This window comes from Dellaglioa algida (assembly GCF_030127605.1).
GTDB classification, from domain to species: Bacteria; Bacillota; Bacilli; order Lactobacillales; family Lactobacillaceae; genus Dellaglioa; species Dellaglioa algida.
The window spans coordinates 40,514-54,215 of the sequence record NZ_JANXLE010000004.1; the positions used below are offsets into that span (position 1 = coordinate 40,514).

At 35.1% G+C, this 13,702-nt stretch carries 12 protein-coding genes; all 12 read left to right on the forward strand.

What is annotated here, in order from left to right; all coding sequences use genetic code 11:
* Nucleotides 1–104: 104 nt before the first annotated feature.
* The 12 genes from N0K73_RS04305 to polA all read left to right on the forward strand — a co-directional run bounded on the left by N0K73_RS04305 (nt 105) and on the right by polA (nt 13,695).
* On the forward strand, nt 105–842 hold the full coding sequence (locus N0K73_RS04305; RefSeq protein ID WP_112251607.1) for an ABC transporter ATP-binding protein: 738 nt from the start codon (nt 105–107) through the stop codon (nt 840–842).
* Entirely contained in the window at nt 839–2,056 is a 1,218-nt protein-coding gene (locus N0K73_RS04310; protein ID WP_112251608.1) for an ABC transporter permease, read from the forward strand. Before N0K73_RS04305 ends, N0K73_RS04310 begins: the two co-directional genes overlap by 4 nt.
* A gap of 65 nt (nt 2,057–2,121) precedes the next feature.
* Nucleotides 2,122–2,910 carry a phosphotransferase family protein gene (locus tag N0K73_RS04315; protein WP_057973363.1) on the forward strand — a complete coding sequence of 263 codons (789 nt, stop codon included), beginning with the start codon at nt 2,122–2,124 and terminating at the stop codon, nt 2,908–2,910.
* Nucleotides 2,911–2,983: 73 nt separating this feature from the next.
* Nucleotides 2,984–3,643 carry a tRNA (guanosine(46)-N7)-methyltransferase TrmB gene (trmB, locus tag N0K73_RS04320; RefSeq protein WP_057973364.1) on the forward strand — a complete coding sequence of 220 codons (660 nt, stop codon included), beginning with the start codon at nt 2,984–2,986 and terminating at the stop codon, nt 3,641–3,643.
* A 193-nt stretch (nt 3,644–3,836) separates the two neighbouring features.
* Nucleotides 3,837–4,916 carry a glutamyl aminopeptidase gene (pepA, locus tag N0K73_RS04325; protein WP_057973365.1) on the forward strand — a complete coding sequence of 360 codons (1,080 nt, stop codon included), beginning with the start codon at nt 3,837–3,839 and terminating at the stop codon, nt 4,914–4,916.
* A 5-nt stretch (nt 4,917–4,921) separates the two neighbouring features.
* Complete coding sequence (locus N0K73_RS04330; RefSeq protein ID WP_057973366.1) at nt 4,922–5,242, forward strand: thioredoxin family protein; 321 nt, start codon at nt 4,922–4,924, stop codon at nt 5,240–5,242.
* A 14-nt stretch (nt 5,243–5,256) separates the two neighbouring features.
* On the forward strand, nt 5,257–5,715 hold the full coding sequence (locus N0K73_RS04335) for a universal stress protein (protein ID WP_284068613.1): 459 nt from the start codon (nt 5,257–5,259) through the stop codon (nt 5,713–5,715).
* Between the two features lie 2 nt (nt 5,716–5,717).
* Nucleotides 5,718–6,356, forward strand: a complete 639-nt coding sequence (ytpR, locus tag N0K73_RS04340; RefSeq protein ID WP_057973368.1) for a YtpR family tRNA-binding protein — start codon at nt 5,718–5,720, stop codon at nt 6,354–6,356.
* A gap of 66 nt (nt 6,357–6,422) precedes the next feature.
* A complete protein-coding gene (locus N0K73_RS04345; RefSeq protein WP_284068614.1) occupies nt 6,423–8,612 on the forward strand; it encodes a DNA translocase FtsK in 2,190 nt (729 codons plus the stop codon).
* An 80-nt stretch (nt 8,613–8,692) separates the two neighbouring features.
* Entirely contained in the window at nt 8,693–10,024 is a 1,332-nt protein-coding gene (gene murC / locus N0K73_RS04350; RefSeq protein WP_112249610.1) for a UDP-N-acetylmuramate--L-alanine ligase, read from the forward strand.
* Nucleotides 10,025–10,160: 136 nt separating this feature from the next.
* The gene (locus N0K73_RS04355) at nt 10,161–10,862 is read left to right on the forward strand and encodes a Bax inhibitor-1/YccA family protein (protein ID WP_112249612.1); all 702 of its coding nucleotides are present in this window, start codon (nt 10,161–10,163) and stop codon (nt 10,860–10,862) included.
* Nucleotides 10,863–11,013: 151 nt separating this feature from the next.
* Nucleotides 11,014–13,695, forward strand: a complete 2,682-nt coding sequence (polA, locus tag N0K73_RS04360) for a DNA polymerase I (RefSeq protein ID WP_112249614.1) — start codon at nt 11,014–11,016, stop codon at nt 13,693–13,695.
* Nucleotides 13,696–13,702: the final 7 nt, after the last annotated feature.

The window sequence follows — 13,702 nt, forward strand, 5'->3', positions numbered from 1 at the left end:
TTCTTTCAATGTTAAGTATGAACATATTATACATCATGAATGATAATTCAGCATAATATGATATAATTAGAGTCATAAATAAAATGTAAATGGGGAATCGGCAAATGACATTAGAAGTTAAAAATTTAGTGGGCGGTTACTCTCAAATACCAGTTTTAAAAGATATTTCTTTTGAAGTTAAACCTGGAAATGTAGTGGGTTTAATTGGACTAAATGGTGCTGGTAAATCAACCACAATCAATCATATAATTGGATTATTAACCCCACAAAAGGGCTCTATTAAATTAAACGGAGTAACGTTAAGAGAAGACAGTCAGGCTTATAAATCACACCTGGCCTATATTCCGGAGACGCCAATATTGTATGAAGAGTTAACATTGAAAGAACATATAGAACTTTCGATAATGGCTTATGGCCTGGATAATGATCGAGCTTGGAAGAAAGCTAACGAGTTACTAAAAATATTTAGACTCGATAATAAATTAGATTGGTTTCCGGCTAATTTCTCTAAGGGAATGAAGCAAAAAGTCATGATTGTTTGTGCTTTTTTAACGGAATCAGATTTTTATGTTATTGATGAGCCATTTCTTGGCCTGGATCCTCTAGCGATTAATGATTTACTTGAGTTAATTGTTTCTGAGAAAGAACGCGGGGCGAGTGTTTTAATGTCAACTCATGTTTTGGCTACCGCTGAAAAGTATTGTGATTGGTTTATTTTGTTAAATAAAGGTGAAATTAAAACACAGGGAACTATGGTTGAATTGAGACAGGCATACAATAAATCTGATGCTTCTTTGGACGAAATATATCTCGGTTTAACTAAGGACGAGGTAACGAGATGAAAGACTTATGGACTAATCGTTTAAAGAGTCATCAATTATTATTATTAAAGTATTTAAGGTACGTCTTGAATGATCATTTTGTGGTTGCGATTATGTTCTTCGTTGGTGGATTAGGATTAGCATACTCTAACGGATTAAAAGTCATGCCAATTAATTTAATTTGGTATCGACCTGCTTTGATTGTTGGATTACTAGTCATTTTACAAATTGGTCGATTAAGTACTTTATTGAAAGAAGCAGATATTGTATTTCTATTACCACAGGAATACGCATTAGGTACCTATCTAAAAAAAGCGAAACGATATTCAACAATTATGGCTAGTTTGATGCAACTCGTGTTTATCGTTCTTCTTATTCCTGTCATGATGATTGGTATGAAGATTACGTTGATTGATGTTATTTTTTTAATTTTTACGCAGCTCTGTTTAAAAAATAATTGGCTGACAGTTTCTTTATTGGAAAAATATCAAAATAATCGATTTGGTAGATTAAATAAGACGCTAGTTACTGGGCTCTTACCAATTGTTATTTATTCGATTGGCTTGTATGGTAGTTTTATTGTGAGTTTTATCATTGCTGTGTTGAGTAGCTTAATATTAAGCTATCTATCGGTTCAGGATTTTAAAGAGATTTTTGATTGGAAAAAAGCCATTAGCTTTGAAGAGAATAGAATGCTGGGCATTTACCGCTTCTTTAATTTATTTACTGATGTACCAATGGTTAGGGGACAAGTTAAAAGGCGGGCATACCTTGATTTTATTTTAAATCGAGTGAGGAAAGATGACAAAAATGTGTACATGTTTCTATATGCACGAGGGTTCATTCGTGGTACTGAATTTAGTGGCTTATTTATTCGATTAACATTAATTGGTGCACTAATTATCGCGTTTATACCGGTCGGATGGCTGGCAATTGCCTTTTTAGTTTTATTCATCTATCTAATTGGCTTCCAACTATTGCCATTTGCAAAGCATTATGACAATATTATTTTTACAAGATTGTATCCAAAGGGAAAAGACTTCCAAATTAAAAACTTTAAAAAATTTACTTTAGGCGTTTTAGGGATAAGCGCGTTATTTTTAAATATCGCACTTTACATTGGTACTGGACAATTAATGATGCTTGGCTACGGTATTTTGGCAAGTTTAATTGAAATAAGTTTGTTTACGAAATTTTACTTAGTTACTAGAGTAAAAAAAATCCTTGACGTATAATGTCGATGTTTGTAATATAAAACTATAGGGTCAGAGGTCAGTCGAGAAGAAGAGGTAGTAATAAGATGGATTTCAACTTAGATCCCGGTTGGCAATTGTTACCAATTGGTGGAGATACGGGTACCGCATACATGGGAACTAGAGCTCAAGAAAAGGTATTTCTAAAACGAAATATGTCACCTTTTTTAGCTGCATTATCGGTTGCTGGTATTACACCAAAATTAATTTGGACTAAGCGTATCTCAAGTGGGGATACATTGACTGCTCAAGAATGGTTAAATGGGCGAAATCTGAATTCTGACGAAATGAGCCAGAAGATGGTTCCTGAATTATTATCTAAAATACATCGTTCAAAACAACTTAGAAGCATGTTGAGTCAGGTTGGCGGAGAAATAATTACGCCAAGTGGCCTTTTGGCAGATTATTTTGATGATCTAAGTAGTGACTTAAAAAATCATCCTTTGTTAACTGATATTTTTCACCAATTAAATGAACAGCAACCTGGGTTATCAACCGATAATTATACAGTTTGTCATGGTGATTTAAATCACAGAAATTGGTTGCGATCAGATACAAATCAATTATATTTAGTTGATTGGGAATCTGCAAAAATCGCCGATCCAGCTATGGATTTAAGTTTAGTGATGTCTGAGTATATTCCTAGTTCGCAATGGCGTGATTGGTTAAAATCATATCACGAATCTTTGGAAGATAATGATTTACTGAACCGAATTAATTGGTACTATAAAATGGCAATCTTACAACGGATTAAAAAAGCACATGGACTTGGTCGATTCCATGAGATGAACCAAGCGCTTGTAGAACTACAAAAATATAACGCAGAAATGAATTAAAGAGAAGTGGGGCTAAAACGATTAAACCGTTCTAGCCCCACTTACTTTATCAAATGAAATGAGGACATATAAGTTGAGATTAAGAAATAAGGCATGGGCTGAACCACTGATTGCTGAACATCCAGAATTACTTGTGACGTCACCGAATCAGTTTAAAGGTAAATGGCAGTCAAGATTTGAAAAAAAACAACCTTTATTTATTGAGATAGGCATGGGCAAAGGTGGATTTATTATGGGGATGGCTGAAAAGTTTCCCGAATATAATTTTATTGGTATTGAATTACAAACGACAATTGCGGCAATTACGTTAAAAAAACAAGTTGAAGCCAAGATTCCCAATTTACAATTAATATTAGGAAATGGTGATTCAGTTACCGAATTCTTTGATGATAACGAAGTTGATGGCGTCTATTTGAATTTTTCAGATCCATGGCCAAAAACGAGACAAGCCAAGCGCCGCCTCACACATGGTAGCTTTTTAAAGGGATATGAACAAGTTATGAAAGCGGATGGTCATCTTGAATTTAAGACGGACAATCGAGGATTATTTGAGTATTCATTAGTTAGTTTAAATGAGTATGGAATGGCTTATGATCAGGTTTGGCTCGATTTACATGCAAGTATAGAGGCTGAAGATAATGTGATGACAGAATATGAAGAAAAGTTTAGTAAAAAGGGTCAACCAATCTATAAATTAGAGGCACACTTTATGCCGACTGGAAATCTGGAATAATAATTCCAGATTTTTTTGTACTTATTATTTTCAATAATAAAGAATGTGAACTAGATTAGTGGCCCAAATGGTAAAGAAGATACATTCTTAGCTTCTTTTATGGTAGTATTATATAATATAAATTAAGTAATACTACGGTAGTAAATAAAAATATAACCAATTTTTCAGACAAAATGAAAAGGGGATTTTAATGATGAATGATAAAACGTTTAATTTAGTTAAGACAATGACAGAACTTCAAGCAACAAGTGGGTTTGAAAATAATGTTCGGGATGTTATGCGCGAAAAAATGACACCGAATGTTGATGAAGTTGTCCAAGACGGTTTGGGTGGCATTTTTGGTATTCGTAACAACGCAGATACAAATGCACCTAAAATTATGACTGCCGCTCATATGGATGAAGTTGGATTTATGCTTGCTGCAATTAATGATAACGGTCTATTTTCAGTTCGTCCCCTTGGCGGATGGAACCCATTCGTTGTTTCTTCACAACGATTCACATTGACAACTCGATCAGGTCAAACATATCCAATCATCTCATCTTCGGTATCACCACATTTATTACGTGGTGATAATCATCAAAATGCGACACCACAAATTAATGATATCTTATTTGATGGGGGCTTTGAATCAGCCGCTGAGGCAAGAGAATTTGGTATTGCACCTGGTGATTATATTGTGCCGGATGTTGAAACAATTAAAACGGCGAATGGCAAAAACATTATTAGTAAGGCTTGGGATAACCGTTACGGTTGTACAGCTGTATTAGAAACGCTTGAAAAATTAAAAGATACAACATTACCCAATACATTATTTGCTGGTGCCAATGTTCAAGAAGAAGTCGGCTTACGAGGTACACCGGGTGCAGTAAATATGTTAAAACCAGATTTGTTCTTTGCTGTTGATTGTTCTGCAGCAAATGATCTTGAAACAACAAAGGGAACGTTTGGTCATCTTGGTGAGGGCACATTGATTAGAATTTACGATCCAAGATTAGTGACACTTCCAAGATTAAAAGAATTCTTGTTAGATACTGCTTCAGACAATAATATTCCATACCAATACTTTGTTTCTCAGGGTGGAACTGATGCCGGTGCTGCACAAACCGAAAATAATGGGATTCCAAGTTCCGTGATTGGTGTTTGCGCGCGTTATATTCACACGCATCAAACAATGTTTTCAATCAGAGATTACGAAGCGGCGAAAGAATTGCTTGAAAAAACAATTTTAGGATTAGATCGTTCAACCGTTGATACAATTATTAAGGGGTAGTAAGCTTGGAAAAATTAGAAGTTTTAGAAACCAATAAATTAAATGAATTGTTGGCAAATGGAAAGTCTTTATTTTACTTCACCGCAGGTTGGTGTCCAGATTGTAATTTTATTGAGCCAATGATGCCCGAGATTGAAGCGGAGTATACTGATTTCAATTTTTACAAAGTTGATCGAGATGAACAGATTGAACTTTGCCAAGAATGGGGTATTTTTGGCATTCCAAGTTTTGTTGCATTTGAAAACGGAAATGAACTTGACCGTTATGTAAGTAAAGATCGTAAGACAAAGGAACAGATTGAAGCATTTATGAATAAATTAAACTAATTGGGGTGATGGCCATGTTTGAGCAACTTTATAAAAAAGTAATGGTAGGGATTGATGGCAGTGCACAATCTGAGCGTGCATTCAATCAAGCTGTCGATAGCACTTTAAAAAATGAAGCAAGTTTGTTAATCGTACACGTTGTGGAAGGCAGTGTTGACAATACATTTTCAGAGGACGAAGATGACGTTACGACTGAAGTTAGACGGTTAAATGATACATTGGCCGACTACAAACAAGTCGCGTTAGATAAGGGTGTCAATCATGTTGAAACGATATTGGCTTATGGGTCTCCTAAAGTGTTATTAAGTCGAGAAATACCAGAAGAAAAACATGTTGATTTAATTATGGTTGGTCAAACTGGTGCTAATGCCGTTGAGCGATTTGTGAATGGGTCAACGACGGATGCAATTCTTAGAAATGCGTCTTGTGATGTTTTAGTCATCAGTGATAAAAAGAAGGGAATTAACAAATAAATATGTTGATATCAAGTTATAATTTAAAAAATGTTGGTGATACATTAATGGTCGTTTTACGTGAAGACGTGGAACAACAAAGTTCAGAGTTAAAAAATAATGTTGTTCGTATTTTTGATGGAAAATCAAATATGACTTTAGGATTTAATTTTTTGAAAATTTCTGAAGCGTTACCCAATTTAATTGGTAACGGACAAGTTTTTTTAACTGAAAATCAGGTTGAAAAATTAAATGAATTAATCGCTTCTGCTGGATTTGATGATAAACTGGTTCTTGATGAAGATCCTAAGTTTGTCGTTGGATATGTAGCAGAATCTACGGAACATCCTGATTCTGATCATTTACATGTCACAAAAATTCAAGTTAACAACAATGAGATGTTAGACATCGTTTGTGGTGCACCTAATATTGAACAAGGCCAACTAGTGGTTGTTGCTAAAGTTGGTGCGATGATGCCAACTGGTGCTATTATTTGGCCGGGTAAGTTACGTGGAATTGAAAGCTACGGGATGGTCAGTTCAGCTCAAGAATTGGGTATTCCAAATGCGCCCACCGCTCATGGTATTCTAGTTTTAGATGATAAGACGAATCATGTTGGCGATGCGTTTGATTTCGAAAAGGTAGCTAGATTATTTGCATAATATAGATTTATAAAAACTAATTGCAGTTATTGGCAATTAGTTTTTTACATAGTTAGGATGAAATTAATGGAGCGTTATGATGGACCCGCATTTTATAAAAAAACAATAAAAGAAGAAAAAACGACGCCTCGTAATGATGATCGATTTATCCGAAAAGAAGCTAAAACGGATAGTCAGAACGAGAAATCACAAATTAATCATTACTCTAGAGGGTTCAGACCAAAGCAAATACCCACATTCTTTACGAGTAAAAAACAAAATAAAAATGTTAAATATCGTCAAATTTTGGTTCAATTGACCAAAGCGAAAGATACTTATTTGTTGTTTGATGATCAAGTTGATAATTACTTTAGTGAAGAGACTGTTGAGTTACCACTTCATGCTGATTTAAGCACAACTGATGACGCAGCTAGTGAGAGTTTGGTATCGCCAAATGAAGTTATACCGGTTGTTGAAAAAAGAGTGGTACAGAACGAGTTCTTGGCGAATGCGACGCCAATACCTGAAGTTACGCCTATAGTAGATGTGACTCCAAAAATAGTTGCTAATAACAAACATGCATTAGCTAGGGGTCTATTTGAGATCACTAATTCTGAAAATGAAGCTCAAAAAGAGCTTGCTGTATTTAAAGATAAACCTGAAGTTTCATCACGAGAAGAACTTGCATCTGTTGGAACTGATTATCAAACTAAACAAGAAGTACCAAAAGTACCAGAAGTACCAGAAGTACCAGAAGTACCAGAAGTACAAGAAGTACAAGAAGTACAAGAAGTACAAGAAGTACAAGACAGTTATTACGATGACCAGTCTGATGAAGAAATAGTAATTGCGGATGCGACTTATCAATTTCCATCCCTTGATTTATTACCAGATCCTATCTTAGAGAATGCTGGCGAATTAGATGAGTGGGTACTTTCTCAAATTGATGTATTGAATAATACATTAGAGGCGTTCCATGTGAACGCAGAAGTTGATGGATGGACAGTTGGACCTACTGTTACACAATTCGAAATTTCACTAGCTGCCGGTGTTAAGGTAAGCAAGATTACTAATCTTGTTGACGATTTGAAATTGGCATTAGCCGCAAAGGATATTCGTGTGGAAGCACCAATTCCTGGACGGAGCAGTGTCGGAATCGAAATTCCTAATTTGAAATCGAGACCGGTTCTCCTTTCTGAAGTATTGAGATCTGCAGTCTTTATGGAAAATAAATCACCGCTAACGGTTGCCTTAGGTGTTGATTTATTTGGAGAAGCACAAGTAACTAATCTACAAAAAATGCCGCATGGATTGATTGCTGGAGCTACAGGTTCCGGTAAATCAGTTTTTATTAATAGTTTGCTAGTTTCTATTCTATATAAAGCAACGCCTAATGAGGTTAAGCTTTTATTAATTGATCCTAAGGCAGTCGAGTTAGCACCATATCATGATATTCCACATCTATTGGCACCAGTTATTTCAGACGCAAAAGCAGCTTCAGCAGCATTGAAGTGGGCTGTTGATGAGATGGAAGAACGTTATCAAAAATTAGCTGCTGCCGGTGCTAAAAATATTGGTAACTTTAACCAAAAAGCGGAAGCAAATGGTGATTTTGGCTTAAAAATGCCATATATTTTAATTATTATTGATGAGTTAGCCGATTTAATGATGGTTGCTTCAAATGAAGTGCAGGATTATATCGCTAGAATCACGCAAAAAGCTAGGGCAGCAGGAATTCATTTGATTCTTGCGACGCAGCGTCCAAGCGTTGATGTTGTCACAGGAACGATTAAAAATAATATTCCAACCCGAATAGCATTTATGGTTTCTAGTCAAATTGATTCAAGAACAATCTTAGATACTGCTGGTGCTGAAAAATTACTGGGTCGAGGAGATATGCTATATCTCGGTAATGGATCGAGTCAAGCTGTTAGATTGCAGGGAACATACATTGAAGATGAAGTTGATTTAATTACGGATTTTGTCAGAACGCAAGGGAAACCAAGATACGCATTTAATCCGGATGGATTGAAGAAAATGGCAGATCAAAATGAACAACAGGATGATTTGCTTCCAGGTATTTTAGATTTTATAGCACATGAACAGACGATTTCAATTTCTAAGTTACAACGTGTTTTCTCAATAGGTTATAACAGGGCTGCGAATATTATTGATGAGCTTGAGAACCAACAACATATTTCGCATGCTAAGGGTTCAAAGCCACGAGATGTCTATTTAAATGAAGATGAGCTCAGACGAATGAGAGAAGAATTTTAACGACAATCTGAATATTAACTCATTTTAAGGGTTATTTATGGTAAAATTATGAATGAATAATGTCAGAAAAGAGGATAATAATGAATAATCAAAAGGTATATTACTTTGTAGGAATAAAGGGCTCAGGGATGAGTTCTTTAGCCTTAATTTTACACGATCAGGGCTTTAAAGTTGAAGGTTCTGATATTGATCAATATACGTTCACACAACGTGGATTAGAGTTGGCAGGAATTAAGGTCTATTCATTTGATGAAAATAATATGCATGAAGGATTGACTGTAATCGCAGGTAACGCGTTTACCGCAGATCATCCTGAACTTAAAAAAGCACGTGAAATGGGATTAGATATCGTTAGCTATCCTGAAATGTTGAGCCGTCTAATGGAAGGTTACACAAGTATTGGTGTAGCCGGATCACATGGTAAAACAAGTACAACGGGACTTCTTGCGCATGTCCTTAGTGGTATTGCACCAACAAGTTACTTAATTGGTGATGGTACCGGTAAAGGGAAACCGGACGCAAGATTCTTTGTTTATGAAGCTGATGAATATCGTCGTCATTTCGTTGCTTATCATCCCGATTATTCAATTATGACTAATATTGATTTTGATCATCCCGATTATTTTACCGGTATAGATGATGTTTTCGATGCCTTTGAAACTGTTGCAAAACAAACGAAAAAAGGTATTTTCGCTTGGGGAGATGACCCATTACTTCGCAAAATAAAAGCTGATGTACCAATTTATTACTATGGAACAAAGGATTCTGATGATTTTCAAGCTCGTGATATTAAACGGACGACTAAGGGTTCAGAATTCGACGTTTTCTATCATGATGAACCTTTAGGTCATTATCAAATCCCTATCTTTGGGGAACATAACATTTTGAATAGTTTGGCTGTTATTGCTGTTTCACATTTTGAAAAAGTTGATTTAGAAGAAATTGCAAAAGAATTATTAAGTTTTAAAGGTGTTAAACGTCGTTTTAGTGAAAAATATATTGGTGATATGACAATTATTGATGATTATGCACATCATCCATCAGAAATTAAAGCAACAATTGATGCCGCACGTCAAAAATATCCTGATAAAGAATTAATTGCTGTTTTCCAACCACATACGTTTAGTAGAACGATTGCGTTAATGGATGATTTTGCGGTTAGTTTAAATCTTGCCGATAAAGTTTATTTAACTGACATTTTTAGCTCAGCTCGCGAAACGTCAGGAAATGTTTCCAGTGAAGATCTGGGTGCCAAAATTGTTAAGGGTGGTGATATTATTAAACTTGATAATATTTCGCCATTACTGGATTATAGTAACGCAGTGGTTATCTTCATGGGTGCCGGTGATGTTCAAAAATATGAATATGCTTACGAAGAGTTATTGAGTAATTTAAGTTTTAAAAATAATTAATGAATTCAGTAAGGAATGACGTAAAAGTCGTTTCTTTTTTATTAGTTAATTATTTTTTAAGAAAAGCGAAGATTCTTGATAATATTAAATAATTTGATACACTTGTGCTTATACAATGAACCAGGAGGAAAAAGAGATGGATAATCAAAATAGAGTTATTATTAACGAAAATGATGGATTAAATAATTTTTTATCAAAACTATATGGGTATATGGCGCTTGCAGTTGGCGTCTCCGCCATTACGTCGTTTCTAACCTTAACGGTCTTTCAAGAATCAGTTTTTGGGTTTATGGCTGAAAATCGCTGGTCAATCTGGGCGTTATTTATCGTTCAGTTGGTGGTTGTCTTAAATATTAATGTTAAGGCTTCAAGGGCACCTTTCGTAACCTTCGCTTTATTAATGGGTTATTCGGTACTTGAGGGTGTAACGCTTTCGTTAATTATATCAATGTATTCGGTTGGAAACATTATTGCCGCGTTTGCTGCAAGTTCAGCCGTATTCGTTACAATGACTATTTTAGGAAATGTAACGAAACGAGACTTAACCAAGTTAGGTACTCAAGCATTAGCTGCTTTAGTTGGGTTAATTGTCGCTTCGTTTGTTAATTTATTCTTACAAAGTGAACTGATTAACTACGTATTCTCATATGTAGCAGTTATTATTTTCACTATTTTAACGGCTTGGGATACACAAAAATTAAGACAGATATTTTTACAACGTAACAGTGATGTTTCAGTTCCTAATCTGGCAATGACGGGTGCATTAATGTTATATCTTGATTTTATCAACCTATTCATTTCATTCTTGCGAATATTTGGTTACGGTGGTAGAGATTAGTAATTAATAAAATAAGTCGTTTAAACCTCTAAGTTAGTCATTCATAACTTAGGGGTTTTTATTACTTTAGAGATATTGCGTGATAAATTATTAATCATGGCTGATGTTTGTTAAAATGGGGATAGAGATTTTAAAAGGAGACGGATATCAGATGACGAATACTAATGAAAAACTATTATTAATTGACGGAAATAGCATTGCGTACCGTGCATTCTTTGCACTTTATCAATCTGTAGATCGATTTACGAATCAAGCAGGGTTACATACAAATGCGTTATATGGTTTCAATAATATGTTGAATGTCATATTGGATACCGAAAAACCCACGCATGTTTTAGTTGCTTTTGATGCTGGAAAGACGACATTTAGAACAAAAAAATATGACAATTATAAAGCCGGAAGATCAAAAACGCCACCAGAATTAAAAGAACAAATGCCTTATTTTAAAGAATTATTGGCTGGATACGGAATTAAAACGTATGAACTAATTGATTTTGAGGCTGATGATATTATCGGAACAATGGCTAAAAAAGGTGAAGAAGCGGGGTATGATGTTACGATTGTAACTGGAGATCGCGACCTGACGCAATTGACGACTGATAAAGTAACTGTTTCCGTTACTAAAAAAGGTGTTAGTGAAATAGAAAAATTTACGCCGGCACATGTGATGGAAAAGTTTGGGTTAACGCCGCTACAAATTATTGATATGAAAGGGTTAGTTGGGGACACGTCTGATAACTATCCTGGTGTCACTAAAGTTGGTGAAAAAACGGCAATTAAGTTGTTAACTGAATATGGTTCAATGGAAAATCTTTACGATAATATTGATCAATTAAAGAAAAGTAAAATGAAAGAACATTTAATTGAAGATAAAGATCAAGCATTCATGAGTAAGGATTTAGCGAGAATTAGACAGGATGCGCCTATTACAATCGATTTTCCTGATACAAAATGGGAAGGACAAGACCTTGATAAATTAGTTGCTTTCTATGAAGAAATGGACTTTAAAAAGTTTTTAAGCCAGCTGAATTTAAATCCGACATCTGATAGTCTTGAACTAAATTTGTTCCCAGAACCCAAAAAGACGAATTATGTTACATTAACAACTGATAATTTGGATGACTTAAAGCAATTATCACAACCAATTTCATTTTATTTAGAGATGTTAGATGATAATTATCATACAGCGGATTTCGATGGATTTGCTATTGGCGATGGTAAAAAATTCTTTGTGACTCAAGATGTTGCGTTATTAAAATCGGCTACTTTGGTTAATGTTCTTTCGGATGCCTCGATTTCAAAGAACGTATTTAATTTTAAACGTAATTATGTTGCTTTAAACCGTTTAGGGATTCAACTTGATGGAACTGGATTTGATCTCCTATTGGCCTCATATTTGTTAGATACAAGTGATAATAGTGACGATCTTAGCAAGGTTGCACAAAAACATGACTATTATGATGTTAAGACGGATGAGGAAGTATATGGAAAAGGTGTTAAGCGTAGAATTCCAGAAGACGAAGCTACTTTCTATAATCATATGGCATCAAAAGTCGAGGCTTTGCATCTTTTAAAAGCCCCATTGATGGCGGGATTGGCCGACCATGAGCAACTTAATTTATATACAGATATGGAACTTCCACTATCACTTGTATTAGCCAAGATGGAAATCCAAGGAATCACTGTGGATGCAGATCGACTAAATACCATGCAAGGTGAGTTTTCAACTATTTTGACGGAGATGGAAACTAAGATATATGCCGAAGCGGGTGAAGAATTTAATATTAATTCACCAAAGCAGTTAGGTGTTATTTTGTTCGAAAAATTGAAGTTACCAGTTGTTAAGAAAACTAAAACGGGTTACTCAACTGCCGTTGATGTTTTAGAACAACTTAGTGCGGTAGCACCAATCGCTGACCTAATTTTAAAGTATCGACAAATTGCAAAGATTCAGTCGACTTATGTTGAAGGATTATTAAAAGTTAGACATGCCGATAAAAAAGTTCATACGAGATATTTACAGACATTAACGGCAACGGGACGATTATCATCTGTTGATCCTAACTTACAAAATATACCGGTTCGCGTTCCCGAAGGTAAAAAAATTAGACAGGCGTTTGTCCCTGAACACAAGGGATGGAAAATATTCTCATCTGATTACTCGCAGATTGAATTACGTGTTTTGGCGCATATTGCCCATGACGCTAACATGCAAGAAGCGTTTAGAGAGGGAATTGACATTCATGCCAATACTGCAATGAGAATCTTTGGATTAGACTCACCGGATGAAGTAACACCAAATATGCGTCGGACGTCTAAGGCCGTTAACTTTGGAATCGTTTATGGGATTAGTGATTTCGGGTTATCGAAAAATATTGGTATTACTAGAAAACAGGCACAAACGTTCATTGATACTTATCTAAATGAATTCACAGGTGTCAGGGATTATATGGAAAATGTTGTACGCGAAGCTAAAGATAAAGGTTACGTTGAGACACTATTTCATCGTCGTCGTTATTTACCAGATATTAATAGTCGAAACTTTAACTTACGTTCATTCGCAGAAAGAACAGCGATGAATACACCTATTCAGGGAAGTGCTGCTGATATTATTAAAGTGGCGATGATTAATATGAACAAAATGCTTGAAGAAGAACATTTACAAGCTAAAATGTTATTGCAAGTACATGATGAATTAATTTTTGAAGCGCCAGAAGAAGAAATTGCTATTTTACAAAAGAAAGTACCTGAAGTTATGGATGCCGCTGTTTCTTTAGAGGTTCCTCTAAAAGTTGAAAGTGCATTTGGCGATACTTGGTTTGATACTAAATAAAAGTGGT